The organism is Streptomyces sp. SDr-06 (assembly GCF_003324565.1).
Taxonomy (GTDB): Bacteria; Actinomycetota; Actinomycetes; order Streptomycetales; family Streptomycetaceae; genus Streptomyces.
The window spans coordinates 143,894-169,761 of the sequence record NZ_QOLA01000013.1 but is presented as its reverse complement, the minus strand read 5'-3'; the positions used below and the strand labels follow the sequence as shown (position 1 = coordinate 169,761).

The window sequence follows — 25,868 nt, the reverse complement described above, 5'->3', positions numbered from 1 at the left end:
GCCATGAAGTACACACAGCTCGGACGCACCGGACTCCAGGTCAGCCGTCTCGTCCTCGGCACGATGAACTTCGGCAGCGAGGCGGACGAGGCCGTCAGCCACGCCCTGATGGACACGGCCCTGGACGCCGGCATCAACTTCTTCGACACCGCCAATATCTACGGCGTGGACGAGGACAAGGGCCTCACCGAGAAGATCCTCGGCTCCTGGTTCGCCCGGGGCGGCGGCCGGCGCGACAAGGTCGTCCTCGCCACCAAGATGTACGGCGACATGACCCCGGGCAAGCCCTGGAGCACCGAGGCGTGGCCGAACCACAGCAAGCTGTCGGCGGTCAACATCCGCCGCTCCGTGGAGGCTTCGCTCCGGCGGCTCGGCACCGATCACATCGACGTGTACCAGTTCCACCACGTCGACCGGGCCACCCCGTTCGAGGAGATCTGGCAGGCCGTCGACGTCCTGATCACCCAGGGCAAGATCCTCTACGCGGGCACCTCCAACTTCCCCGGCTACAAGATCGCGCAGGCCAATGAGATCGCCGCCCGCACCGGCCGGCTGGGTCTGGTCAGCGAGCAGTGCCTCTACAACCTCGCCGAGCGCCGCGCCGAGATGGAGGTCGTCCCGGCCGCCCAGGAGTACGGGCTCGGCGTCATCCCCTGGTCGCCGCTCCACCAGGGCCTGCTCGGCGGCGCGCTGCGCAAGGAGCGCGAGGGCACGGGCGCGCGCACCAGGACCGGCCGCTCCGCCGCGGGCCTGGCCGACCCGGCCGTACGGGCCCGGATCCAGGCGTACGAGGACCTGGTCGCCAAGCACGAGCTGGAGCCCGGCGAGGTGGCGCTGGCCTGGCTGCTCACCCGGCCCGGCGTGACCGGCCCCATCGTCGGCCCGCGCACCCCCGCCCACCTCGAATCGGCGCTGCGCGCGCTGGAGTTGGAGCTCGGCGAGGAGCTGCTCGCCGGGCTCGACGAGATCTTCCCCGGCCCGGGCCCCTCGCCCGAGGCCTTCGCCTGGTAGGACGCGGGCTCCGGGCCGGGCCGGGAAGTCCCGGCCCGGCCCCTTGCCTTGAGCGAGCTCGAAGACGTTGGCTGGTCTTCCATGAAGTACACGCAGCTCGGACGCACGGGTCTCCAGGTGAGCAGGATCGTCCTGGGGACGATGAACTTCGGACCGCAGACCGACGAGGCCGCAAGTCACGCGATCATGGATGCCGCGCTCGGCGCGGGCATCAACTTCTTCGACACCGCCAATGTTTACGGCTGGGGCGAGAACAAGGGCCGTACCGAGGAGATCATCGGCAGCTGGTTCGCCCAGGGCGGCGACCGGCGCGACAAGACCGTCCTCGCCACCAAGATGTACGGCAACATGGGCGACGGCGAGGCCTGGCCCAACCACCACAAGCTGTCGGCGGTCAACATCCGCCGCTCCGTCGAGGCCTCGCTCCGGCGCCTGGGCACCGACCACATCGACGTCTACCAGTTCCACCACATCGACCGCCTGACGCCCTTCGAGGAGATCTGGCAGGCCGTCGACGTCCTGATCACCCAGGGCAAGATCCTCTACGCCGGATCGTCCAACTTCCCCGGCTACAAGATCGCGCAGGCCAACGAGACCGCCGCCCGCACCGGCCGGGTCGGCCTGGTCAGCGAGCAGTGCCTCTACAACCTCGCCGAACGCCGCGCGGAGATGGAGGTCGTCCCGGCCGCGGTCGAGTACGGGCTCGGCGTCATCCCCTGGTCGCCGCTGCACGGCGGCATGCTCGGCGGCATCCTGCGCAAGGAGCGCGAGGGTTCCGGCTCGCGCTCCAAGGGCGGCCTCGCGGCCCAGACCCTGGCGAACCCGGGGGTGCGCGGGCAGGTCCAGGCGTACGAGGACCTGGTCGCCAAGCACGATCTCGACCCGGCCGAGGTGGCGCTCGCCTGGCTGCTCACCCGGCCCGGCGTGGCGGGCCCGATCGTCGGGCCGCGTACGGCGGACCAGCTGGACGCGGCGCTGCGGGCGGTGGAACTCGATCTGCCGCAGGAGTTCCTGACCGCGCTCGACGACATCTTCCCCGGCCCCGGACCGTCGCCGGAGGCCTTCGCCTGGTAGGGCGTACGCGCCGGAACGGGGGCGCGGGGCCGACCGGCCCCGCGCGGGCGGCGGTCGCGGTCAGCCGACGGCGGCCGCCACCGCCACGACGATGAACATCAGCACGAGCACACCGGCCATGATCCGGTTCCTGGTCTTCGGGTCCACCCCTTGAGCCTAACCGGCCCCGCCCAGCGGCCAGCGCGCGACCGTCTCGTAGCGGGGCTGCTCGCCAGGGGTGCCGCCGCGCGGCAGGTCGCTGCGGACCAGGGCCAACTCGCCGACCTGCCACGGGCTGCCCTCGAACGCGGCGAGCGCGTCGGCGTACGGCTTCAGGTCCATCGGCGTGCGCGTGCGCGCCAGGGTGAGGTGCGGCACATACCGGCGGTGCTGGTCCATCGGGATGCCGGAGCGGCGGGCGGCTGCGTCCGCGCGTTCGGCGAGCAGGCGCAGGTGGTCGAGGCCGCCCGCGACGCCGGCCCACAGGGCGCGACCGTCGAAGCGGCCGCCGCCGTGCAGCCGCAGCGTGAAGGGCTCGGTGCGGCGGGCCGCCCGGCGCAGCCGTTCGTGCAGCTCGGCCAGGACCGCCTCGTCGGTGTCGCCCATGAACGCGAGGGTGAGGTGCCAGCCCTCGCGCCCGGTCCAGCGCAGCGCCTGCCCGCCGGGCAGACGCCCCAACTGCCGAACCGCGCGGCCGAGTTCGTCGACGGCCGGGGCCGGGGGGAGTACGGCGGCGAAGAGGCGCATGGGGACAGTCAACCAAGATCGGCCCCCTGTGCCGAGCCGCCGCGAGGCCTGTCGTAGGATCCCGTCGCTCGTTTCTGCGGGGCCCGCGCCCCGGCTTCCCTGGGGGGAAATGATTCATGCGGCCGACCATCCGCACTGTTCTGTCGACGGCTGCCGCCGTCCTGGGGTTCACCGTCACGGCGCTCACCCCCGCCCACGCCTCCGTCGGCTTCGACCACTGCCCGGTGGGCAAGTTCTGCGTCTTCGACCGGGCCGACAACCAGGCCCCGATGGACGCCTACGCCGGGCCGCAGGCCTCGGCCGAGCCGTGGGACGACGAGACCCCGGCGGTCTACAACCGCTCCGGCGGCGAGTTCTCCTGCATGTGGAGCCCGGCGGAGTTCCAGTACCTGGACCCGGGGCGCGACATGTACCTCAAGGGCCCGGGCATAGGCACCCCGCCGCCCAAGCCCGCCCCGCACGGCGCGAAGCCCCGCAAGGACGACAACACCTCGTTCCGCTGGGGCCGGACGCTGCGCGAGTGCCAGTCGGGCAAGGAGTACTCCGACTGGAGCTCCGGCGGCGGTGACGACGTACGCGCCCAGTCCTTCGGCGACCTCAACGGCGACGGCCAGGCCGACCTGCTCCAGCGCAACTGGAACGGCAGCCTCTACTTCCTGGACGGCGACGGCAACGGCACCTTCCTCGGGCGCGGCTGGAACGGCATGACCCTGGCCCGGCACGGCGACCTCACCGGCGACGGCAAGGAGGACGTGCTCGCCCGGGACCGGGCCGGGGTGCTGTGGCTGTATCCCGGCCAGGGCGACGGGCGCCTCGGCAAGCGCCTGCGCGTGGGGGCGGGCTGGGCCGGCATGCGGCACTTCGCCCCGGTGGGCGACCTCGACGGCGACGGCCACAACGACCTCATGGCTCTCGACGGCGCGGGGCGCGCCTGGCTGTACCCGGGCGACGGCCACGGCGGCTTCGGCCACCGCAAGAGCCTGGGCGCGGGCTGGAACACGACCCTGACGTTCACCGGCACGGGCGACCTCGACGGCGACGGGCACGACGACATCGTCGCCAACGACACCTCGGGCCGCCTGTGGCGCTACCCCGGCGACGGGCACGGAGGATTCCGCCCCCGGGTGCTGATCGGCGGCGCGGGCTGGGACACGTACCGGACGCTGCTGTGCGTCGGCGACGTCCTGGACGACCTGGCCTGGAACGCGCCCGACCTGCTCGCCAAGTCGGACCGCGAGCTCACGACCTACCCGGGCACCGGCAAGGGCACCTTCGGCGACCCCCACCACGACTGGAACTGGGCGATGAGCGACATCTTCTGAGCCGTCCGCCCGTACGCGCACGACGGCCCGGCTCCCTCGACGGGGGCCGGGCCGTTCGCCGTCACGCGCGAGGCCGTCAGGCGGCCGCGACCAGAGCCCGGTCCCTCGGGACGAACTCGAGGTGCCGGTGGCCGGGGCGCACGTCGACCTTCAGGCGCAGGTTGGCCGCGCGGGCCAGCATCAGGCCCACGCCGATCGCCGCCGCACCGCAGATCAGACCGCCGAGCGCGAGGCTGACGCGGACGCCGTAGACGTCGGTCAGCCAGCCGAAGAGCGGACCGCCCAGCGGGGTGCCGCCAGTGAAGACCATCATGAACAGACTCATCACGCGGCCCCGCATCTCGGGGTCGGTGGCCATCTGCACCGAGGCATTGGCCGTCACGTTGACCGTGAGGCCGAGGATGCCGACGGGGATGAGCAGCGCCATGAACACCCCGAGGCCGGGGGCGGCCGACGCGGCGAGTTCGAGCACCGCGAACACCAGCGCCGCGAGCGCCAGCATCCGCAGGCGCGTGGTGGCGCGCCGCGCCGCGAGCAGGGCGCCGATCAGCGAGCCGATCGCCATCAGGCTGTTGAACAGGCCGTACAGCCCGGAATCGCCGTGGAAGACGTCGGAGGCCAACGCGCTCAGCCAGATCGGGAAGTTGAACCCGAAGGTGCCGACGAAGCCCACCAGGACGATCGGCCAGATCAGCTCGGGCCGCTCCGACACGTACGCGAGCCCCTCCTTCAGCTGGCCCTTGCCGCGCGGGGCGAGCCGGGTCGGCTGGAGCTCCTTGGTGCGCATCAGCGTGAGCATGATCAGCGGGGCGGTGAAGGACAGGCCGTTGGCGAGGAACGCCCAGCCGGGTCCGACGGCCGCCATGACCGCGCCCGCGACGGCGGGGCCGACGAGCCGGGCGGACTGGAAGTTCGCCGAGTTCAGGCTGACCGCGTTGCGCACCCGGTCGGGCCCGACCATCTCGGAGACGAAGGACTGCCGGGTCGGGTTGTCGACGACGGTGACCAGGCCCGTGAAGAAGGCCGTCAGGTAGACGTGCCAGACCTGGACGTGCCCGGACAGGGTCATCACGGCGAGGAAGAGCCCGCCGAGACCCATCGCCGTCTGCGTCACGAACAGGATGTTCCGCTTGGCGAACCGGTCGGCGATGACGCCGCCGTACAGGCCGAACAGGAGCATCGGCAGGAACTGCATGGCGGTGGTGATGCCCACCGCGACCGACGAGCCGGTGATCGTCAGGACCAGCCAGTCCTGGGTGATCCGGGCCATCCAGGTGCCGATGTTGGACACGATGGCACCGGAGAAGAACAGCCGGTAGTTGCGGACCGCGAGCGAGGAGAACATCCCCCCACCGCGCTTGTTGTAGGTAGGGGTAGGTGCGGGGGCGGATGGTGATCCGGGTCCCGTACTCAAAAAGTGTTCGCCTCCTAGCGATGCGCCTTACAGGTGTGCGAGCTTCTCCAGGACCGGGGCGGCCGCGCGAAGCTTCGCCCACTCGTCCTCGTCCAGGCCTTCGACAAGGGAGGCCAGCCAGACGTTGCGCTTGCGGCGGCTCTCTTCGAGCATCGCCTCGGCCTCTTCGGTCTGGCTGACCACCTTCTGCCGGCGGTCATCGGGATGTGGCTCCAGCCTGACCAGGCCCTTCGCCTCAAGGAGCGCGACGATGCGGGTCATCGACGGCGGCTGTACGTGCTCTTTGCGGGCCAGCTCACCGGGGGTGGCCGAGCCGCATCGCGCCAGGGTGCCGAGCACCGACATCTCGGTCGGGCTGAGCGATTCGTCGACGCGCTGGTGCTTGAGGCGCCGGCCCAGCCGCATGACGGCCGAGCGCAGGGAGTTCACGGCGGCGGCGTCCTCGCCGCTGCCGTGGGACAGGTCAGACATGTTCGTTAGCATAACTCATTACTCTGGCTAAATACCACCTGGTTAAGCCCAGGTGTCCAGCGCCACACCGGCGCCTTCGCGCCACAGATCACCCGAACGAGTGAGTCGTCTCCGGAAAATGACGCGCGGGGCCCGGGCGGGCGGCCACCCTCGGTCCATGGGGACCAGCGTGCTCAGCCTGCGAATAGACGGTGAGCTGCTCGAACGGCTCAGGCACCATGCCGCGAAACGCGGAATGAGCGTCCAGGACTATGTGGTCCGGACGCTCATACGCGACGACTTCGACGAGCGCTTCAAGGCGGCGGTCGACGAGACGGAGAAGTTCTACGGGGCGGCGTAGCGCTCCGCGGCCGGGGGTTTTCGGTCGGCCGCGCCCGGCGGGCGGGGATCAGGTCAGGCCGAGCGCCGGCATCAGGTAGTAGAAGCCGAAGACCGCCGAGACGATGTACATCGCGACCGGGATCTCGCGGGCCCGGCCGGCCACCAGGCGCAGCACCGTGAAGGTGACGAAGCCCATGCCGATGCCGTTGGTGATCGAGTACGTGAACGGCATCATCAGCATCGTCACGAAGGCCGGGATGGCGATCGTCCAGTCCGCCCAGTCGATCTCCCGGATCGAGCCGGAGAGGATCAGGAAGCCGACCGCGAGCAGCGCCGGGGTGGCCGCCTGGGAGGGCACCATCGTGGCGAGCGGCGTCAGGAAGAGGGCGACGGTGAACAGGCCGCCCGTGACCACGTTCGCGAAGCCGGTCCGCGCGCCCTCACCGACACCCGCCGTGGACTCCACGAAGCAGGTGGTTGCGGAGGCGGACGAGGCGCCGCCCGCCGCGACCGCGATGCCGTCGACGAACAGGACCTTGTTCATGCCCGGCATGTAGCCCTGGGCGTCGGTCAGACCCGCCTCGTCGCTGATGCCCATGATCGTGCCCATCGCGTCGAAGAAGCACGAGAGCAGCACGGTGAAGACGAAGAGGACGCCGGTCAGGACGCCGACCTTGGAGAACCCGCCGAAGAGGCTGACCTGGCCGACGAGCCCGAAGTCCGGGGTGTCGACGGGGTTGCCCGGCCACTTCGGGGTGGTCAGGCCCCAGGACGGCACGGTGGCCACGGCATTGATGATCATCGCGACGACCGTCATCGTGACGATGGAGATCAGGATCGCGCCGGGCACCTTGCGGACCATCAGCGCGAGCGTGAGCAGGACGCCGAGGACGAAGACCAGGACCGGCCAGCCCAGCAGGTGCCCGTTGCCGCCGAGCTGGAGGGGCACGGTGGTGTGCGCGGCGTCCGGGATGCGCGAGACGAAGCCCGAGTCGACCAGGCCGATCAGCATGATGAACAGGCCGATGCCGATCGCGATGCCCTTGCGCAGGCCGAGCGGCACCGCGCTCATGACGCGCTCGCGCAGCCCGGTCGCGACCAGGAGCATCACCACGAGGCCGGCCAGGACGACCATGCCCATCGCGTCGGGCCAGCTCATGCGGGGCGCGAGCTGGAGGGCGACGACGGTGTTGACGCCGAGCCCCGCCGCGAGCGCGATCGGCACGTTGCCGATGACGCCCATGAGCAGCGTGGTGAAGGCGGCGGTGAGCACGGTCGCGGTGACCAGCTGCCCGCTGTTGAGCTGGTGGCCGTACATGTCCTTCGCGCTGCCGAGGATGATCGGGTTCAGCACGATGATGTAGGCCATCGCGAAGAAGGTCGCGAATCCGCCGCGGATCTCACGGGCGAGGGTGGAGCCCCGCTCGGAGATCTTGAAGTAGCGGTCCAGGGCGTTGGTCGGCGTGGCGGGTGCCGGCGGCTGAGCTGCGGCGTCGACCGTGTCGGGGGCCGAGGAGGGCATGCGGAACCTCAGTCGTGAAGGGGCGGGGAAACGGCACGTACCCGAACTTCTTTGGACGTTTTAACGAACAGAATGAGTCAGCCGTAAGCCGTTTCAGTATGAATACATAAGTCGAAGATCACCATCTCCGCGCGTAGACCCTTGGCCCCACTGGGCCGGTCGGCGCCGGGATTCCGGCAAAAGGCCGCGCCCTACACTGATCGCATGGCGAAGTGGACACCGAAACACGAGGCGCCGGAGCCCCTTGAGGGCCCCGTGGTCGCCACCATCACCGGCGGCACGATCCTCTGGTTCGTCCTCTTCCTCGTCCAGCTCCCGTTCTACGGCTGGTTCGACGACCACGGCCACCTGTGGTGGGTGTGGACCTGCCTGGCCGGCGGCTGCCTGGGCCTCATCGGCATCTGGTACGTCCGCGGCCGCGACGCCGCGCTCAAGCGGCACGCCGCCCAGCTGGCGGACGCCGCCGAGCGGAGCGCAAGGGCCGAAAGTCAGTAGCCCTTCGGACCTGCGTACCGCCAGAGGACCATTCGTCTCCTCCCGAGGTCGGATGTTCGGCCGTCCCGGCAGGTGAAGCGCCCGTTCCCGCCGTACCGTCGACATCATGACGCAGCGCGCCAACATCGACGCCGGGGCGGAACTCGACCCCGTCCATCCCGTGAAGCCGCCCGCGCCGACGGGGCGCGCGGAGGGCCTGACGGCGGCCGAGGTCGCCGAGCGGGTGGCGCGCGGCGAGGTCAACGACGTTCCCGTCCGCAGCAGTCGCTCCACCGCGGAGATCGTCCGCGGCAATGTGTTCACCCGCTTCAACGCGATCATCGGCGTGCTGTGGGCGGTCATGCTCGTGGTGGCGCCGATCCAGGACAGCCTCTTCGGTTTCGTGATCATCGCCAACACCGGCATCGGCATCATCCAGGAGATGCGCGCCAAGAAGACCCTGGACGGACTCGCGGTCATCGGCGAGGCGAAACCCACCGTGCGGCGCGACGGGCGGGCCGCCGAGATCTCCACCTCCGAGATCGTGCTCGGCGACGTCATCGAGCTCGGGCCCGGCGACAAGATCGTGGTGGACGGCGAGGCGGTCGAGGCGGACGGCCTCGAAGTCGACGAGTCCCTGCTGACCGGTGAGGCCGACCCGGTCCTCAAGAAGCCCGGCGACAAGATGATGTCGGGCGCCTTCGTCGTCGCGGGCGGCGGCGCGTTCACCGCGACCCGGGTCGGCCGCGAGGCCTACGCGGCCCAACTGGCCGAGGAGGCGAGCCGGTTCACCCTCGTCCACTCCGAGCTGCGCAGCGGCATCTCCACCATCCTCAAGTACGTCACGTGGATGATGGTCCCCACCGCCCTCGGCCTGGTCATCAGCCAGCTCGTGGTCAAGGACGACAACATCAAGGACTCCATCGCCCGCACCGTCGGCGGCATCGTCCCGATGATCCCCGAAGGGCTCGTCCTGCTGACCTCGGTCGCCTTCGCGATCGGCGTCATCCGGCTCGGCCGCAAGCAGTGCCTGGTGCAGGAACTCCCCGCCATCGAGGGCCTGGCCCGCGTCGACGTGGTGTGCCTCGACAAGACGGGCACCCTCACCGAGGGCGGCATGGACGTCACCGAGCTGCGCGCCCTCAACGGCTCCGACGAGACGTACATACGCAAGGTGCTCGGCGCGCTCGGCGAGTCCGACCCCCGGCCCAACGCATCCCTCCAGGCGATCATCGACGCCTACCCGGACAGCGAGGTGTGGCGCTGCACCGAATCCCTGCCGTTCTCCTCGGCCCGCAAGTACAGCGGCGCCGCGTTCAGCGAGGGCGACGGCGAGAACAGCACCTGGCTGCTCGGCGCGCCCGACGTGCTGCTCAGGCCCGGCGACCCGGCGCTCGCCGAGATCGACGCGCTCAACGAGCAGGGCCTGCGCGTGCTGCTGCTCGCCCGCGCCTCTCGCGAACTCGACGACCCCCAGGTCGCCTCCGACGCCCGGCCCACCGCCCTGGTCGTCCTCGAACAGCGCCTGCGGCCCGACGCCGCCGACACCCTGCGCTACTTCGAGGAGCAGAACGTCAAGGCCAAGGTCATCTCCGGCGACAACGCGGTGTCCGTCGGCGCGGTCGCCGGAAAGCTCGGCCTGCCCGGCGCGGCCGACACCGTGGACGCCCGCCAACTCCCCACCGACCCGGACGAGATGGCCGACGTCCTCGACTCCAACTCCGTCTTCGGCCGGGTCACCCCGCAGCAGAAGCGGGACATGGTGGCGGCGCTCCAGTCGCGCGGCCACACCGTGGCGATGACCGGCGACGGCGTCAACGACGTGCTCGCCCTCAAGGACGCGGACATCGGCGTGAGCATGGGCGCCGGCTCCGAGGCGACCCGCGCGGTCGCCCAGATCGTCCTGCTCAACAACAGCTTCGCCACGCTGCCTTCGGTGGTGGCGGAGGGGCGCCGGGTGATCGGCAACATCACCCGGGTCGCCACGCTGTTCCTCACCAAGACGGTGTACTCGGTCCTGCTCGCCGTCCTGGTGGTCTGCTTCCAGGTCGAATACCCCTTCCTGCCCCGGCACCTGACGCTGCTGTCCACCTTCACCATCGGCATCCCGGCGTTCTTCCTCGCCCTCGCCCCCAACAAGGAGCGCGCCAAACCGCACTTCGTGCGGAGGGTGATGCGGTACGCGATCCCCAGCGGGGTCATCGCGGCGGTGGCCACGTTCGTGACGTACATGATCGCGCGGGCGTACTACTCCGGGCCCGGCGAGCTGGACGCGGAGACCAGCGTCACGACCCTCACCCTCTTCCTCGTGTCGATGTGGGTCCTGGCGATCATCGCCCGCCCCTACACGTGGTGGCGCGTCGCCCTGGTCGTGGCGATGGGCGTCGCCTTCCTGCTGGTCCTCGCGGTGCCGTGGCTTCAGCACTTCTTCGCGCTGAAGCTGGTGGGGACGGTGATGCCGTGGACTGCCGTCGGCATCGCGGTGGTGGGGTCGGCCGTGCTGGAACTGACCTGGCGCTGGGTCGTCCGCAGGTGGCCGGACCAGTAACTCCGGCCCACCCCCCACCCGCTCCGGGGGCTCCGCCCCCGCACCCCCGTTCGCGCCTGAACGGCGCTCCTCCTCATCTGCCGGACGGGCTGGGTATGCCCATGCGGGCCGGCACCGTCCTGCCAAGGGGCGCGGGGAACTGCGCGAGAAGCGGGCACGGTCCGCAGATAGAAGGGGGTTCGAGGGGCGCGGGGAACTGCGCGAGCGGCCCCTACGGTCCGCGGACGAAAGCGGGTGAAGGGGCGCAATCCAGCCCCCGGGGAGTCCGAGGGGCGGAGCCACTCGGAGGCCACGCGGCGGGGCGGGGCTAGTCGAACCAGCGGTCCCTCGCCAGTTCCGTCGTCCGCGACGGATCCTCCAGCAGCGCCGCCACCTCGAACCGACGGGGCCACTGGCCCGCCGCCCAGGCGAGACCCGCCGCCACCCCCTCGAGCGTCGCCGCGTGGACCGTGCCGTCGGCCGGGCGCCGCCAGTCCAGTTCCACGCCGCCTGCGAGCAGCTCCTCGTGCTCGATGTACGTGGCCGGGGCGGCGGGGCCGAGCAGGGCCCGCACCGCGTCCGGCACCGCGCGCTCGACGCCCGTCGACGTCACCTCCGCCGACGCCGCCTCGCTCAGCCGCCCCACCTGGAGCAGCTCGGCGAGCTCGGCCGCGCGGGCCGGGGCCACCGGGAGCAGCGCCGTGCCGCCCGCGAGCGGCAGCAGGTCGGGGGCGTCGGCCACCACCGCGTCCGAGGCGTCGACGACGCGGACCTCCCCGTCCACCACCGCCCGCAGCTCGTCCGGCAGCGTGACCTGCTCGGGGTCGAGGTCCGCCAACGCCGTGTACAGCGCGTGGAGTTGGGCCCCCGACACCGGCCGGTCCTCGTCCGCCAGGCGCCCGAGGAGCTCCGCCGCGCCGCCCGGCTCGTCGAGCAGCGCGGACACCGAGGTGCGTACCCCCAGCGCCCGCAGGACCTGCGCGTCGTCGAAGCCGGTCGCGTCCACGGACTCGTACAGGCCGGACAGGAGGGGGTCGGAGCCCGCCGCACGCAGACCGGCCGGGCGGCGCCCGTCGAGCACCGGGTGGTCGCGCAGCCACCAGGCGGTGTAGGGGCGTACGGACTCGGTCGTGCCGTCGGGCAGCAGCACCCGTACGGGCTGGGTCAGGGCGTCCCGCAGCGGCGGCCGGGCGAGCAGGGCGAGGGCCCGGGGCCAGGCGTCGTCGTCGACCAGGTCGAGGTCGCGCACCGCGATGAGCTCGGTGGCGACCGGCGGGACCGGGGAGTCGGGCAGGCGGTCGAGGACGTCCTCGCACCACACGTCGACCGCGTCGAGCAGCCCCGCGTCGTCCGGCTCGGCGAAGTCGCCGTCGCGCGGCTCCAGTTCGTCCGGGTCGAGGACCACGTCGGTGGCGCGGACGAGCGCGAACGTGGCCAGCACGCCGCAGGCGGTGAGCGGCTGCTCGCCCCAGCGCTCCGCCAACTCCCGGTCGACCTCGGCCAGTTCGCCCTCCCGGATGACGGAGGCGAAGGGGGAGCCGGGCAGGACGAGTTCGCCGGCGGGGGCGAGTTCGCCGTCCTCGTCGGGCAGCGCGAGCGCGCCGAGCCAGGGTTCGTCACCGGGCGCGAGGTTCGCCTCGCGCGCCAGGGTCAGGACGGTGTCGGCGAGTTCGTCGGCGTCCAGACCGCCGCCGTCCTCGTCCCAGATATCCCCGCTGTCGAGCGAGGCGGCCACGGCCGCCCTCACCTGAGGCGTCGTCAGGACGGCGCGCGGAGTGGCGGGCAGCGCGCCGAGCTTTTCGAGCAGCGGGTGGGCCGCGTCCGGGTGGGCGACCTTCAGGCCGAGGCGGCCGAGGTCGGCCGGGGTGTCCGGGAGCGGCAGCAGGATCTGGCGGGGCCCGATGGCGGTGCGGCCGCCCACGAGCGGCACCGGGAGGCCGGACAGCCGGTCGGGGTCGACTCCGGCGAGCGTGTCGTAGAGCCGGTGCCACCACTCGGGGACCCGTTCCGCCCCGGCGATCCGCTCGATGGCGTCGCCGAGCGGCAGCCGCCCCACCTCCAGCGTGCGCAGCTCGGGGCGGCGTTCGAGACCGGCGGGCAGCAGGGTGGGCAGCACCTCGGCGAGGACGCGTACGGTGTCGGCGCCCGCGCCCTCGACGACCTCCGCCTCGAACGGGCGCAGCGCCACCAGCTCCTCGGTGGGCGCGGCGGGCGCCAGGAACGCCACGCGCGGCAGCCGTTCCAGGATGGCCGCGCGCAGGGCGCCGTCCAGCTCGCCCCGGCCGAGCGGGCCCGGCACCAGGTCGACGGTGGCAGCGGTCACCGGACGCCAGCCGCCGAGGAGTTCGGCGTACGCGTCGGCCGCGCGCCGCACCAGGAAGTCGGTCAGCGGGCCGGGCGCGGGGTGGCGGCGCGCGGTGTCGAGCGGGAACGAGGCGATGAGCAGCGCCGGTACGCCGAGCGGCTCGTCGGTGGGGGTCGGGGCGTGCACGACGGCGGCGGTACGGGGCCGTTCGGGCGCGCCGTCCTCGTCCACCGGGACCGCCCAGGTCACCGTCCAGTGCGGACGCAGCCGCTCCTCGACGGGCCGGTCGGCGAGCAGGTCCTTGCCGATCGGCCCGTGGTGGCTGACGGTCCGCCAGCGGTGGATCGTCTCGTCCCGGCTGTCGTCGATGTGCACGTACGCGTCGTGCACCGAGCGCCTCAACACCCGTGTCGCGCCCGGGGTCTCGACGACGATCTCGGTCAGACCGGGCAGCGTGAGCAGCAGCGCGTCGTCGATGCCGTCGAGGAGGCGGCGTACGAGATCCTCCGCCGTGCCGTCCCGCAGCGGCAGCACCACGACGGTGTCGTACCCCTCGGGGGCGGCGCCCTCGGCGGGCAGCGGCAGCCTGAGCAGCGGTACGTGTCCGTCCCTGCGGCGCAGTTCGTCGCCCAGGCCGGGGCTGGCGGCGGCGGCATCGGCGGCCAGCTCGCGGGCCTCGGCGAGCGACCAGCGCACGCCGCCGGTCCGGCCCGCCACGGCGGGCTCGTCGCTGACGGCCAGGACCGCGGCGAACCCGACGCCGAACCGGCCCACGGCCACCTCGGTGTCGGCCCGCTTGGCGCTGGCGCGCAGGGTGGACAGCGACTCGACGCCGATCGCGTCCAGCGGGGCGCCGGTGTTGGCCGCGGCCAGCACGGCCGGGGTGTCCTGGGTCGCGGGGTGCAGGGTCAGCCTGAGGCGGCCCGTGGTGTTCGCCCGGGCGGCCGCGTCGGCGGCGTTCTGGGCGAGCTCCACGACGAGGCGGTCGCGGTAGCCGCCCAGGGCCAGGTCCTCCTCGGCGTTGGCGTCCTCGCGGAACCTGGCCGGGCCCGCGCCCCAGGCGTTCAGGACCCCGCGCCGCAGCCGCGCCGTCCCGAAGGGGTCGGCCCCTTCGGCCGCCATCGCCTTGACGATCACGCCGTACTCCGCTCTGTCCTGCCCCGCGTTCCGGGACTGCGGCCCGAAGGTACCGCGCGTGGGGGGCGGGGCTTCAATTCCCCCTCCCCGCCCCCTTCCCCAGACCCTCCGGGGGAATCGGGCGGGTTTCACCCTTGGAGCGGCCTACGGGGGGGCTCCGCCCCCTCGGACTCCCTGGTGGCCGGATTCCTGGAATGCTCGTCCGAGCGTGGGCGTCCGCGGCAGGGCGGGATCTGCGGGCGGCGGCCTCTCGCGCAGTTCCCCGCGCCCCTCAACCCGTTCCCGCCCGCGGACCGTGCGTGGCCGCTCGCGCAGTTCCCCGCGCCCCTGGCGGGGTCGGTGCTGGCCCGCATGGGCAACCTCAACCCGTCATGGGGGCCCCTGGCCCTCAAGGCCTTGGGGGAGATTGAGGACGAGCGCCGTTCAGGCGGGTGTCCGGGGCGAAGCCCCGCGAGGGGTGCAGGGGACGCAGTCCCGGCTGGGGGTCTGGGGGCGGAGCCCCCAGGGCTCAGCTCATCCAACCCCCTGCACGGGCGGGCGGGCAAACTCCCCCGGGGTCCGGGGCGAAGCCCCGCGAGGGGCGCAGGGGACGCAGTCCCCGCAGGGGGTGTGGGGGCGCAGCCCCCAGGGCACAGCCCATCCAACCCCCTGCACGGGCGGGCGGGTGGGCAAACCCCCGGGGTCTGGGGCGGAGCCCCAGGGGCTGGGGCATCCAACCCCCTGCACGGGCGGGTGGGTGGGCAAACCCCCGGGGTCCGGGGCGGAGCCCAAGGGGCCCGGGGCTAGGAGTGGCCCAGGTCGTCCGTCGGGTCCGGCGCGTCCGGGACGGAGCCGTCGCGAGGGGGCCGCAGGGCCAGCGGGTCGGGGGCGACCGTGTCCAGGACAGGGGGCGCCGGGCGGGGCGGCTTGGGCATGACCGCCGCCTCGGAGTGCCCCCCGCAGCCGTAGTCGAGCGCCACGACACGCCCGTCCGCGGGACCGAATTCGTTGGCGCAGATCCCGAACGCCTGGGAGAGGGATCCGGCGATGGGCACCAGGAACGCGCAGGACACGCACGAGGCCGGTGCCGCCTGAGCCATCGCGGTCTTGCCGCCGAAGGACTCCTCCCAGCGGTCGGCCGCCGTGTGCAGCCCGTACCGCGAAAGGACCCGCGCCCGCCGCATGCCGAGTTCCTCGGCGACGGCCGCGATGGAGCCGCGCGTGGTGGCCACCGGGGTGTCCCGCTCGGCGAACTCCGCGTCCTCCGCCTCGACCCGCTCGGCCATCTCCTCGGAGACCGCGGAGTTCGGCGGCGGCGCGTCCTCGCCGGAGTACCCGGGCTCCAGACGCAGGTCATCGGCCTCGGTGGGCAGCAGATCGCCGGGGCCCATGTCACCGGGGCGCAGCCGTTCGCTCCACGGCACCCACTCCGGGGCCTGGAGCGCGTCCGGGCCGGGCAGCAGCACCGTCTCGTCGAGGGTGACCAGCTTGGCGCGCGAGGCGCGGGCGACGGTCACCGCCCAGCGCCAGCCGCGGTAGCCGGGCTCCTTGCACTCGAAGAAGTGCGTGACGACCCGGTCGCCCTCCGACACCAGGGCCACATGCTCGCCGACCACACCCGGCGCGGCGGCTTCCTCCGCCGCCTCGCGGGCTAGGTCGACCGCCTCGGCGCACAGGCGGTCAGGGGTACGGCTTCGCGTCGTCGCAGCACTCACAGGTCTCGCTTCTCTCCTACGCCGTCTCACGGGTGCGCCGGGGAGCCGAATGCGTACGGGCGGCGGGCGGAGCGGACCAGGGGGCCGCGTCAACGTCCGCGCCCGGGCGATCAACTGCCCAGCGGCTGTCCAGTTCACTGACCAAGGGGGTCCCCCCTGCTCCGTATGAGCGTGGAGGCGCACCTTCTGCGATCCATTCTGCGGGATCGCGGAGAGGCGCGCGGCCTTGGGCAGCCGCGGGCGGCGCGCCTGTCACGCTACCCCCTTCGTGGCCCCCGGCCCACCTGCACGTCCGAATCCTGGTTCGGGTCGGACGGGGTTGGGGCACTATGGCGGGGTGGCAACCGCCAGGTCGTCAGGGTCTACGGACGGGTCCGGCCGCCTCCGCAGGGCAGGCCGGGCGGTCGGCCGCGCCCTGCACCTGCCGTTCACGGGGACGGCCCGGTCGATCAGAAAAGCGACCCACGCGCACGGCGCCGGTGAGTCGGGGCTCGGCAAACTGATCGAACTTCACGCGGTGAACGGCGCCGGCGACGTCATGATCACCGTGGCGCTCGCCTCGACCGTGTTCTTCTCCGTGCCGACCGACCAGGCCCGCGGCCGGGTCGCCCTCTACCTGGCCATCACGATGGCGCCGTTCACCCTTCTGGCGCCCGTCATCGGCCCGCTGCTCGACCGGATGCCGCACGGCCGGCGCGCCGCGATGGCCGGCGCGATGCTGGCCCGCGCCCTGCTCGCCCTCACGATGTCCGGCGCCGTCGCCACCGGCGGCCTGGAGCTCTATCCCGCGGCGCTCGGCGTGCTGGTCGCGTCGAAGGCGTACGGCGTGGTCAGGAGCGCCGTGGTGCCGCGGCTGCTGCCACCCCGCTTCTCCCTGGTGAAGGCGAACTCGCGGGTCACCCTCGCCGGGCTGCTGGCCACCGGCATCGCCGCCCCGATCGGCGCCGGGCTCTCCCGCATCGGGCCCGAGTGGCCGCTCTACGGGGCGTTCTGCGTCTTCGTCGCGGGTACGTTCCTGGCGTTCACGCTGCCGCACAAGGTCGACTCGTCGAAGGGCGAGGCCCGGGCGCGGCTCTCGGACCGCGGCGGCCGCAAGCCCAGTCTGCGTACGGTCGGCGTGCCCGTCCTGAACGGCCTGTACGCCAATGCCGCGCTGCGCGCCCTCTCCGGGTTCCTGATCTTCTTCCTGGCGTTCCTGCTGCGCGAGCACCCCCTGTCCGGGCAGAGCGCGGCCGTCTCGCTCGGCATCGTCGGCGTGTCGGCGGGGGTCGGCAACGCGCTGGGCACGGCGGTCGGCTCGCTGCTGCGGGCGCGCGGACCCGAGGTCCTGATCGTGACGATGCTGACCATCGCGCTGGGCATGGCGATGCTGTGCGCCGCGTTCTTCGGCGGCCTGATGGTGGCCGTGCTCGGCGCCACGGCCGGGCTCACCCAGGCGCTGGCCAAGCTGTCTTTGGATGCGATGATCCAGCGCGACGTGCCGGAGGAGGTCCGCACGTCCGCGTTCGCCCGCTCGGAGACGCTGCTCCAGGTGGCCTGGGTGCTCGGCGGCGCGATCGGCATCGCGCTGCCGCTCAACGGCATCCTGGGCATGTCGGTGGCCGCGGCCCTGCTGGCTCTGGGGGCGGCCGTCTCCGTCCGCGGCCTGCTCGGCGCGGCGCGGCGCGGAACCCCGCGTCCCCGGGTCGCCTGAGCGACTCACGACACGGCACGCCACACCCCCGCGCGGCTTGGCTCGGGGCGACCGATAGCCTTCGCTGCATGACCGTTGCGTTCACTTCCGGCAGGACCCGCCGGGCCGGCGTCGCACTCGCCGCCGCCTCCGCCGGACTCCTCGTCCTCTCCGCCTGCGACAAGCCGACGCCTCTCGCGACCGTGACGGTCGGCACGAACTCCGTCAACACCGAGGCGTCCTGCCGCGGCGACGACGGCAAGCCGCTCGCCGAGGACAAGCTCACCAGCTGCCTCAGCGGCGTCAAGGACGCCAAGTCGATCGACTACGCGCCCGGCGCGACCCTGCGCCTCGGCGTCGACCCCAAGGTCGTCGAGGACGGCAGCAAGTGGATCGCGCTGCTCGACGGCAGCCCGATCACCGAGGCCTCCGCCCAGACCTACCGGAGCTTCCCCGGCGCCGACGTCTTCTCCACCGGCGGGCAGGGCGCCGCGCCGAAGGAGAAGAAGGTCAGCATCGTGCAGGTCAACAAGGACAACAAGCCCGAGTCGGTCTGGAGCTTCACGCTCAAGCGCAGCAACTCCTGACGAGCGGGCCCCGCCTGATGCGTGTGCTGGTCGTGACCGCGGTGGCGGCGGAGGCGGACTCCGTCGCCGCCGGCCTCGCCCGCGCCGGATATACGGCGCGGGACGAGGAGCCGCCCGCGCGGCCGGCCGGCTTCCGCCGCGAAGGCCACGCGATCGACGTGCTGCCCGTGGGCGCGGGCCCCGCGGCCGCCGCGGCCGGCACCGCCGTCGCGCTCGCCCGCACCCCGTACGACCTGGTCGTCTCGGCCGGAATCGGCGGCGGCTTCCCCGGCGTCGCGCCGCTGGGCTCCCTCGTCGTCGCCTCGGACCTCATCGCCGCCGACCTCGGCGCTGACTCCCCCGAGGGCTTCCTGCCGCTGACCGAGCTCGGCTTCGGCCGCGACCGGCTGGCCTCCCCGCCCGCGCTGCGCCGGGACGTCGCCGAGGCGCTCGGCGCCCTGGAGGCCCCGGTCCTCACCGTGACCACCGCCACCGGCACCGCCGAGCGCACGGCCGAACTCCTGGCCCGCCACCCCTTGGCCGCCGCCGAGGCGATGGAGGGCTTCGGCGTCGCCGAGGCCGCCGACCGGCTCGGCGTCCCGCTCCTCGAAATCCGCGCGGTCTCCAACTCCGTGGGCCCGCGCGACCGTTCGGCCTGGCGGATCGGCGACGCGCTCGCGGCGCTCGCCGACGCGTTCGGGAAGCTCCCGACCGTACTGGAGAGTTGGACACCCCATGAGCCCCACTGAGCCGCAGCACACCGGCCCGCAGACGGCGGAGCCGCTGAAGATCGCCTACTCCCCCTGCCCGAACGACACCTTCGTCTTCGATGCCTGGGCGCACGGCCGGGTGCCCGGCGCGCCCGCCCTCGACGTGACGTTCGCGGACATCGACATCACCAACGGCATGGCCGAGCGCGGCGAGTTCGACGTGCTCAAGGTGTCGTACGCGGTGCTGCCCTGGGTCCTGGACGAGTACGCGCTGCTGCCCTGCGGCGGCGCGCTGGGCCGCGGCTGCGGCCCGCTGGTCCTCACCCGGGGCGCCGGGGACGGTGACCTGACCGGCAAGACGGTCGCCGTGCCCAGCGAGAGGTCGACGGCGTACCTGCTGTTCCGGCTGTGGGCCGCGGACGTCGTGCCCGGCGGGGTCGGCGAGGTCGTCGTCATGCCGTTCCACGAGATCATGCCCGCCGTGCGCGACGGCAAGGTGGACGCCGGACTCGTCATCCACGAGGCGCGCTTCACCTATCAGCAGTACGGGCTGCACTCGCTCGCCGACATGGGCGAGCACTGGGAGGCGACCACCGGCCTGCCGATCCCGCTCGGCGCGATCATCGCCAAGCGCTCCCTCGGCGAGGACACGCTGCGGCTGCTCGCCGAGTCGGCCCGCGCCTCCGTGCGGCTGGCCTGGGACGACCCCGAGGCGTCCCGGCCCTACGTACTGGAGCACGCCCAGGAGATGGACCCGTCCGTGGCCGACCGGCACATCGGGCTCTACGTCAACGAGTTCACCGCGGACCTCGGCGAGGACGGCTACGCCGCGGTGCGCGGGCTGCTGACACGCGCCGCGGCCGAGGGGCTCGTCCCGCCCCTCGGCCGCGATGCGCTGTCGTTCCCACGGACTCCCTAGCTCCCGCCGATCTCCTGGGGCTCTTGGACCTCCTGGATCAGGACGGCCGCCCGCCGTCCGCGCGGCGGTGGTCGGATCAGACGTCGAGCTGGTCGGCCACCGCCCGCAGCAGGCCCGCGATCTTCTTGCCCGCCGCCTTGTCGGGGTAGCGCCCCTTCTCCAGCATGGGCGTGATGTTCTCCAGGAGCGTCGTCAGGTCCTGCACGATGGAGGCCAGTTCGTCGGGCTTGCGGCGCTGGGCCGCGGCCACCGAGGGGGCCGGGTCGAGGACCGTGACGGAGAGGGCCTGGTCACCGCGCTGCCCGGCGACGACGCCGAACTCGACGCGCTGACCGGGCTTGAGTGCGTCGACTCCAGCGGGGAGCACGGAGGAGTGGACGAAGACGTCGCCGCCGTCGTCCCGGGAGAGAAAGCCGAAGCCCTTCTCGCTGTTGAACCACTTGACCTTGCCGGTAGGCACGTCTGTCCTCGTCCTCGTACTCGTCGTTGTGTGCGGGGCGCCGAAAAAACGGCTCTGGATAGCACTACAGCGGGTCGCCTTCCGACCCGCCGACACCAAGGCTAATGGTCCAGGAGCTACTGACAAGACGTCCCGGCCCGTCCTTACGACCAGGGAACTACCCTGGCGGGGTGAGTACCGAAACCCAGGCCAAGACCGACCGCGACGCCCTCACCACCGGTGATCGGCTGGTTCGCGTCGGCGTCGTCGTGTTCTTCGTGGGCGCGCTCGCCACGCTCGTCACGGTGGCCCCGCTGTTCCTGCACACGGCGCCGTTCCCGTCGTTCGCCTATCTCGTCTGCATGCTGATGGGCGTCGGCTTCCTGATCGCGGGCGCGGGCGTGCTGCTCACCGTCGCGGAGCAGCGCCGCCGGGCCCGCGCCTGACCGGGTCCCGTCTCACCTGAACCGGCCCGTCCCGTACGCAAGTACGAGGCCCCGCTGTCAAGCGCGTTCGGCGGCGTAACCCTTCAACCAGGCCGGAAATGACGTGAGATCGTCGAGGACCACGTCCGCGCCCGCCTCGCGCAGTTCGGCCGCGCCGATCGGCCCGGTCGGCACCGCCACGGACAGGGCGCCCGCGGCGCGCGCCCCGAGCACGTCGCCGAGGTGGTCGCCGACGTAGACCGCGGCGCCGTGTTCGCGCAGCGCGGTCGCCTTGCCCTCGGCCCACAGCCCGCCGACGACCTCGTCCGGGGTGATGCCGAGGTGGTCGAGGTGCAGCCTGGCCTGCGGGGCGTTCTTGGCGGTGACGACGACGGCGCGGCCACCGAGCTCCCGCACCGCGCGCACCGCGTCGACCGCGCCGGGCATCGCCGGGGTGGGCAGGATCGCGCGTGTGGGGTAGATCTCACGGTATTTGAGGACCATCTCGGCGATGAGCTCCTCGGGGAACCAGTGCCGCAGCTCCCAGTCGAGCGGCGGCCCGAGCCTGCTGACGGCCTGGTCGGCGTCTATGTACGTGCCGGTGGCGGCGGAAAGCTCCTGGTAGACGGCGTGGATGCCGGGCCGGGAGTCGATCAGGGTCATGTCGAGGTCGAAGCCGACCGTGGGCGCGTCGAGGGGCATGAGGGCCATTGTGCCCAGGTGGGCGGCGCGTCCCGGCCCTTAGACTGACGCCCGTAGTTAGCCAAGCCTTACCAAACACCGACCTGTGATGGGCCCTATGTCAGCCGCACCCCGCCGGACCAGACGCGCGCTCGCGACGGCGGCGGCCGTCGCGGCGCTCCTGGTCGCGGTCCTGCTCTCGCTCGCCGTCGGGGCGCGCCCGATCCCGCCGTCCCAGGTCCTGGACGCCCTGTTCGGCGGCGCGCACACCCCCAATGCCGAGGTCGTCCGCGAACTGCGGGTGCCGCGCACCCTGATCGGCCTGATGGTCGGCGCCGCCCTCGCGGTGGCGGGCACGGTGCTCCAGGGCCTCACCCGCAACCCCATCGCCGACCCCGGCATCCTCGGCATCAGCCAGGGCGCCTCGGTCGGGGTGGTCCTGGCCATCGCGTTCCTCGGGGTGCACACGCTGACGGGATACGTGTGGTTCGCGTTCGCGGGCGCGGCCATCGCCTCCGTCGTCGTGTACGCGATCGCGTCCAGCGGGCGCGGCGGCGCGACCCCGGTGAAGCTCGCGCTCGGCGGCGCCGCGATCAACGCGCTGCTCGTGTCCGTGACGATGGGCGTGCTCACCACCAGGGCGGCGGCGCTCGACGAGTTTCGCTTCTGGCAGGTCGGCGCGCTGGCCGGCCGCGATGCCCAAGTCGCCCACCAGATATGGCCGTTCCTGCTGGTCGGCGTCGTCCTCGTGGCCTGGGTCGCGCGCGGCCTCGACGCGCTGGCGCTCGGCGAGGACGTGGCGAAGGGCCTCGGCCAGAACGTCGCGACGGTACGCGTCCTGGGCGGCATCGGAGCCACGGTGCTGACCGGCGTCGGGGTGGCGGCGGCCGGGCCGATCGCGTTCATCGGTCTCGCGATCCCCCACATCGCCCGCGCGATCGTGGGCGGCGACCACCGCTGGGTGCTGCCGATGGCGGCGCTGGTGGGCCCGGTGATGCTGCTGGTCGCCGACACGATCGGCCGGGTCGTCTTCCCGCCGAGCGAGATCCCGGCGGGCGTGATGACCGCCCTGATCGGGGTGCCGTTCCTGGTCACGCTGGTCCGCAGGAAGGCGGTCCCGGCATGAGCGGCCCCCGCGCGACCGTGACCGCGCCCGCCCCGGTGCGGCCCGCCGGTTACACGGTCGTACGCGCCGGGCGCGCGGCCTTCCTGCTGCACCGCGGGGCGACGGCGGTGGGCGCGTCCCTCCTCGTCGTCCTGGCCGCGCTGTGCGTCGCCTACCTCTGCGTCGGCGAGAGCTTCGTCGCGCCCGGCGACGTGCTGAAGGTGCTGACCGGCCAGGACTCGTACGCCGAACTCGTCGTCGGCACGCTGCGGCTGCCGCGCATGGTGGTCGGGCTGCTGGTCGGCGCCGCGTTCGGCATCGCGGGCGGGCTCATCCAGACCGTCGCACGCAACCCGCTCGCCAGCCCCGACATCATCGGCATCAGTCAGGGTGCCTCGGCGCTGACGGTCGGCGCGATGACGTTCGGCGTCACCTCGTACACCGTGCTGCCCTATCTGTCCGTCGTCGGCGGTGTCGTGGCCGCCGCCCTGGTGTACGTCTTCGCCTGGCGGGGCGGGCTGCACGCCACGCGCTTCGTCCTGATCGGCATCGGCTGCGCCATCGCGCTGCGCTCCCTCACGACGCTGTTCATGACCAAGGGCGACTACCTGGTCGCCCAGCAGGCGCAGATCTGGATGACGGGCTCGCTCAACGGGCGCGGCTGGGACGAGGCGGCGCCGCTCGGCTGGGTGCTGCTCGCGCTGGTGCCCGCCGTGCTGTGGGCGGCCCGCGCCCAGCGCACGGTCTCCCTCGACGACGACACGGCGACCGCGCTCGGCGTACGGCTCGGCCGGGTGCGGCTGGGCCTGGTCGTCGTCGGGGTGGTGCTCGCCTCCGTGGCGACGGGCGCGGCGGGTCCCGTCGACTTCGTCGCGCTGCTCGCCCCGCAGATCGCCCGCCGGATGACGCGGACGGCCCACATACCCTTGTTCTGCTCGGCGTTGACGGGAGCGGTCATCGTGGTCCTGGCCGATCTCCTGGCCCGCAAGCTGTTCTCGCCGACCGAGCTGCCGGTGGGCGTGCTCACCGCCGTGATCGGCGCGCCGTACCTGATCTGGCTGATCGTGCGCAGCCGTACCACGGGAGGAAAGTAGATGACCAGCCGGCTGACGGCCCGCGAGCTGACCCTCGCCTACGAGGACCGTACGGTCGTGCGGGATCTCGACCTCGCGGTACCGGACGGACGGGTGACGGTGATCGTCGGCCCCAACGCCTGTGGAAAGTCGACCACGTTGCGCGCGCTCGGCCGCCTCCTGAAGCCGCGCGGCGGCGCGGTGCTGCTCGACGGCACGGAGCTGGCGCGGCTCCCCACCAGGCGGATCGCCCAGTCGATCGGTCTGCTTCCGCAGTCGCCCGTGGCGCCCGAGGCGATCACCGTCGCCGACCTGGTCTCGCGCGGCCGCCAGCCGCACCAGCACTGGTGGCAGCAGTGGTCCCAGGCGGACGAGAGCGCGGTGACGGACGCGATGGAGCGCACCGACGTGACGGCGCTCGCCGACCGCCCGGTCGACGAGCTGTCGGGCGGCCAGCGCCAGCGCGTGTGGATCGCGATGGCGCTCGCCCAGGAGACGGACGTCCTCCTCCTCGACGAGCCGACGACCTACCTGGACATCGCGCACCAGGTCGAAGTCATGGACCTGGTAAGGCAGTTGAACCACGAGCGAGGTCGTACGGTGGTGATGGTGCTGCACGATCTCAACCAGGCCGCGCGGTACGCCGACCACCTCGTGGCGATGAAGGCGGGGCGGATCGTCGCCGAGGGCCGCCCCGAGGACGTGGTGACGGCGGATCTCGTACGCGAGGTGTTCGGCCTGGACTCGGTGGTGGTCCCGGACCCGGTGACGGGCTCCCCCCTGGTGGTGCCCGGCGCCCCCTACTCGCCCCCCGTGGAGAGGATTCCCGGATGACCCTTCCGCGCCGCACCGTACTGGCAGGCGCCCTGGCCCTGACGGCCGCGCCCACCACGACGGCATGCTCGTCCGGGGGCAACTCGCCTTCATTCCAGGGCACTTCACACCTCGTCAAGACGGCGATGGGGGACGTACGCGTCAAGGAGCACCCGCAGCGCGTCGTGGTCCTGGACACGGCGGAACTCGACTCGGCGATCACGCTCGGCGTACGGCCGGTCGGCGCGACGCACACCGATGTCGCCTCCGGGTTCCTCGACTACCTGCCCCGGGACGGACTTGCGGGCATCAAGGACGTCGGCGCGATGACGAGCCCGAACCTGGAGTCCGTCGCGGCGCTCAAGCCCGACCTGATCCTGACCAGCAAGGTGCGGCACGGCGCGGCGTACGCGCAGCTCAAGGAGATCGCGCCGACGGTGATGACGGAGTCCACCGGCTACCCCTGGAAGGAGAACTTCCAGCTGCACGCTCTCGCGCTGGGCAAGGTGGCCGAGGCGAAGCGGGTCACCGACGCGTACGGGGCGCGGGTGCGGGAGGTGACCGCCCGGCTCGGCGGGCCCGCCAGGGCGGCGGCGCTGAAGGTCAACGTCGTGCGCTTCGTCGAGGGCGCGGACATTCGCATCTACGGCCGCCGGAACTACATCGCGACGCTGCTCGACGACGTCGGCCTCGGGCGGCCGTCCGTCGTCGACCGGGCCAAGGACGGGTTCTCGTACGACGTGAGCCCCGAGCGGATCGATCTCGCGGACGCGGACGTCATCTTCTACGCCACGTACGGGGACCCGGCGAAGGCGAAGCGGACCCGGACGTTGTCCAGCGCCCTGTGGAAGGGGCTGCCCGCGGTGCGGGCGGGGCGGGTCCACGCGGTGGACGACGAGCTGTGGATCCAGGGGATCGGGTACGGGGCGGCTGGGCGCGTCCTGACCGACCTGAGCGACCTGCTCCCGCACTAGCCCCCACCCGGGGCCGCTTGCCCACCCGCCCGCCCGTGCGGCGGGGTTGGTTCCGGGGCTCCGCCCCAGACCCCGGGGGGTTTCCCACCCGCCCGCCCGTGCGGCGGGTTGGATGGGCTGAGCCTTGGGGGCTGCGCCCCCAAACCCCCCTGAGGGGCTCCGCCCCTCGAACCCCGGCGGGTCTGCCCACCCGCCCGCCCGTCGCGCGGGGTTGGAAGGCCCGGCCCCTGGGGCTGCGCCCCAGACCCCCTGAGGGGCTCCGCCCCTCGAACCCCGGCGGGGGCTCCGCCCCCTGCACCCCCGTTCGCGCCTGAACGGCGCTCGTCCTCAAACTCCCCCAAGGCCTTAAGGGCCAGGGGGGACCCCCATGACGGGCTGAGGTGCCCGGTGCAGGCCAGCACGAGTACTGCCAGGGGCGCGGGGAACTGCGCGAGAAGCGGGCACGGTCCGCAGATCGAAAGGGGTTTGAGGGGCGCGAGGAACTACGCGACCA

General features: G+C 72.7%; 23 protein-coding genes. 15 read left to right on the top strand and 8 right to left on the bottom strand.

Going from position 1 to position 25,868, the window contains the following annotated elements:
• Window positions 1-3: 3 nt before the first annotated feature.
• Window positions 4-1,011: an aldo/keto reductase gene (locus DT019_RS24965; protein ID WP_114039127.1), complete on the top strand. Its 1,008-nt coding sequence runs from the start codon at window positions 4-6 to the stop codon at window positions 1,009-1,011.
• Between the two features lie 81 nt (window positions 1,012-1,092).
• The gene (locus DT019_RS24960) at window positions 1,093-2,085 is read left to right on the top strand and encodes an aldo/keto reductase (RefSeq protein WP_114039126.1); all 993 of its coding nucleotides are present in this window, start codon (window positions 1,093-1,095) and stop codon (window positions 2,083-2,085) included.
• A gap of 156 nt (window positions 2,086-2,241) precedes the next feature.
• Here DT019_RS24960 and thpR read toward each other — a convergent pair whose 3' ends face one another.
• Window positions 2,242-2,811 carry an RNA 2',3'-cyclic phosphodiesterase gene (gene thpR, locus DT019_RS24955; protein ID WP_114039125.1) on the bottom strand — a complete coding sequence of 190 codons (570 nt, stop codon included), beginning with the start codon at window positions 2,809-2,811 and terminating at the stop codon, window positions 2,242-2,244.
• 116 nt (window positions 2,812-2,927) lie between these two features.
• Here thpR and DT019_RS24950 point away from each other — a divergent pair, with 116 nt between their 5' ends.
• Complete coding sequence (locus DT019_RS24950; RefSeq protein WP_114039124.1) at window positions 2,928-4,133, top strand: FG-GAP repeat domain-containing protein; 1,206 nt, start codon at window positions 2,928-2,930, stop codon at window positions 4,131-4,133.
• 76 nt (window positions 4,134-4,209) lie between these two features.
• On the opposite strand, the gene DT019_RS24945 is transcribed toward DT019_RS24950, so the two are convergent.
• The gene (locus DT019_RS24945; RefSeq protein WP_114039123.1) at window positions 4,210-5,547 is read right to left on the bottom strand and encodes an MFS transporter; all 1,338 of its coding nucleotides are present in this window, start codon (window positions 5,545-5,547) and stop codon (window positions 4,210-4,212) included.
• 27 nt (window positions 5,548-5,574) lie between these two features.
• Entirely contained in the window at window positions 5,575-6,018 is a 444-nt protein-coding gene (locus DT019_RS24940) for a MarR family winged helix-turn-helix transcriptional regulator (RefSeq protein WP_114039122.1), read from the bottom strand.
• Between the two features lie 157 nt (window positions 6,019-6,175).
• On the opposite strand from DT019_RS24940, the gene DT019_RS24935 reads away from it, so the two are divergent.
• A complete protein-coding gene (locus tag DT019_RS24935) occupies window positions 6,176-6,358 on the top strand; it encodes a ribbon-helix-helix protein, CopG family (protein ID WP_114039201.1) in 183 nt (60 codons plus the stop codon).
• A 48-nt stretch (window positions 6,359-6,406) separates the two neighbouring features.
• On the opposite strand, the gene DT019_RS24930 is transcribed toward DT019_RS24935, so the two are convergent.
• Entirely contained in the window at window positions 6,407-7,861 is a 1,455-nt protein-coding gene (locus DT019_RS24930) for an NCS2 family permease (RefSeq protein WP_114039121.1), read from the bottom strand.
• A 204-nt stretch (window positions 7,862-8,065) separates the two neighbouring features.
• Between DT019_RS24930 and DT019_RS24925 the strand changes: the two genes are divergently transcribed.
• On the top strand, window positions 8,066-8,356 hold the full coding sequence (locus DT019_RS24925) for a DUF2530 domain-containing protein (RefSeq protein WP_114039120.1): 291 nt from the start codon (window positions 8,066-8,068) through the stop codon (window positions 8,354-8,356).
• A 106-nt stretch (window positions 8,357-8,462) separates the two neighbouring features.
• The gene (locus DT019_RS24920; protein ID WP_114039119.1) at window positions 8,463-10,883 is read left to right on the top strand and encodes a cation-translocating P-type ATPase; all 2,421 of its coding nucleotides are present in this window, start codon (window positions 8,463-8,465) and stop codon (window positions 10,881-10,883) included.
• 307 nt (window positions 10,884-11,190) lie between these two features.
• Here DT019_RS24920 and DT019_RS24915 read toward each other — a convergent pair whose 3' ends face one another.
• Window positions 11,191-14,289: a sacsin N-terminal ATP-binding-like domain-containing protein gene (locus DT019_RS24915; RefSeq protein WP_114039200.1), complete on the bottom strand. Its 3,099-nt coding sequence runs from the start codon at window positions 14,287-14,289 to the stop codon at window positions 11,191-11,193.
• 797 nt (window positions 14,290-15,086) lie between these two features.
• Entirely contained in the window at window positions 15,087-15,998 is a 912-nt protein-coding gene (locus DT019_RS24910; RefSeq protein ID WP_114039118.1) for a DUF3027 domain-containing protein, read from the bottom strand.
• 319 nt (window positions 15,999-16,317) lie between these two features.
• On the opposite strand from DT019_RS24910, the gene DT019_RS24905 reads away from it, so the two are divergent.
• The 4 genes from DT019_RS24905 to DT019_RS24890 all read left to right on the top strand — a co-directional run bounded on the left by DT019_RS24905 (window position 16,318) and on the right by DT019_RS24890 (window position 19,865).
• On the top strand, window positions 16,318-17,691 hold the full coding sequence (locus DT019_RS24905; RefSeq protein WP_388980836.1) for an MFS transporter: 1,374 nt from the start codon (window positions 16,318-16,320) through the stop codon (window positions 17,689-17,691).
• A 68-nt stretch (window positions 17,692-17,759) separates the two neighbouring features.
• Complete coding sequence (locus DT019_RS24900; RefSeq protein ID WP_114039116.1) at window positions 17,760-18,257, top strand: DUF2771 domain-containing protein; 498 nt, start codon at window positions 17,760-17,762, stop codon at window positions 18,255-18,257.
• Window positions 18,258-18,274: 17 nt separating this feature from the next.
• Window positions 18,275-18,985 carry a futalosine hydrolase gene (locus DT019_RS24895; protein WP_114039115.1) on the top strand — a complete coding sequence of 237 codons (711 nt, stop codon included), beginning with the start codon at window positions 18,275-18,277 and terminating at the stop codon, window positions 18,983-18,985.
• Complete coding sequence (locus DT019_RS24890) at window positions 18,972-19,865, top strand: 1,4-dihydroxy-6-naphthoate synthase (RefSeq protein WP_114039114.1); 894 nt, start codon at window positions 18,972-18,974, stop codon at window positions 19,863-19,865. The genes DT019_RS24895 and DT019_RS24890 overlap by 14 nt, the downstream gene beginning before the upstream one ends.
• A 76-nt stretch (window positions 19,866-19,941) precedes the next feature.
• On the opposite strand, the gene DT019_RS40920 is transcribed toward DT019_RS24890, so the two are convergent.
• The gene (locus tag DT019_RS40920; protein WP_114039113.1) at window positions 19,942-20,325 is read right to left on the bottom strand and encodes a cold-shock protein; all 384 of its coding nucleotides are present in this window, start codon (window positions 20,323-20,325) and stop codon (window positions 19,942-19,944) included.
• Between the two features lie 170 nt (window positions 20,326-20,495).
• Here DT019_RS40920 and DT019_RS24880 point away from each other — a divergent pair, with 170 nt between their 5' ends.
• Complete coding sequence (locus tag DT019_RS24880; RefSeq protein ID WP_114039112.1) at window positions 20,496-20,750, top strand: hypothetical protein; 255 nt, start codon at window positions 20,496-20,498, stop codon at window positions 20,748-20,750.
• Window positions 20,751-20,807: 57 nt separating this feature from the next.
• Here DT019_RS24880 and DT019_RS24875 read toward each other — a convergent pair whose 3' ends face one another.
• Complete coding sequence (locus tag DT019_RS24875) at window positions 20,808-21,440, bottom strand: HAD family hydrolase (RefSeq protein ID WP_114039111.1); 633 nt, start codon at window positions 21,438-21,440, stop codon at window positions 20,808-20,810.
• 88 nt (window positions 21,441-21,528) lie between these two features.
• Here DT019_RS24875 and DT019_RS24870 point away from each other — a divergent pair, with 88 nt between their 5' ends.
• From DT019_RS24870 to DT019_RS24855, 4 genes are read left to right on the top strand one after another with little or no spacing between them, the layout of a single operon-like run.
• Window positions 21,529-22,536, top strand: a complete 1,008-nt coding sequence (locus DT019_RS24870; protein WP_223279740.1) for a FecCD family ABC transporter permease — start codon at window positions 21,529-21,531, stop codon at window positions 22,534-22,536.
• The gene (locus DT019_RS24865) at window positions 22,533-23,609 is read left to right on the top strand and encodes a FecCD family ABC transporter permease (RefSeq protein WP_114039109.1); all 1,077 of its coding nucleotides are present in this window, start codon (window positions 22,533-22,535) and stop codon (window positions 23,607-23,609) included. Before DT019_RS24870 ends, DT019_RS24865 begins: the two co-directional genes overlap by 4 nt.
• Complete coding sequence (locus DT019_RS24860) at window positions 23,610-24,422, top strand: ABC transporter ATP-binding protein (RefSeq protein ID WP_114039108.1); 813 nt, start codon at window positions 23,610-23,612, stop codon at window positions 24,420-24,422.
• Window positions 24,419-25,375, top strand: coding sequence for an ABC transporter substrate-binding protein (locus DT019_RS24855; RefSeq protein WP_114039107.1), 957 nt, complete (start codon window positions 24,419-24,421; stop codon window positions 25,373-25,375). The genes DT019_RS24860 and DT019_RS24855 overlap by 4 nt, the downstream gene beginning before the upstream one ends.
• Window positions 25,376-25,868: the final 493 nt, after the last annotated feature.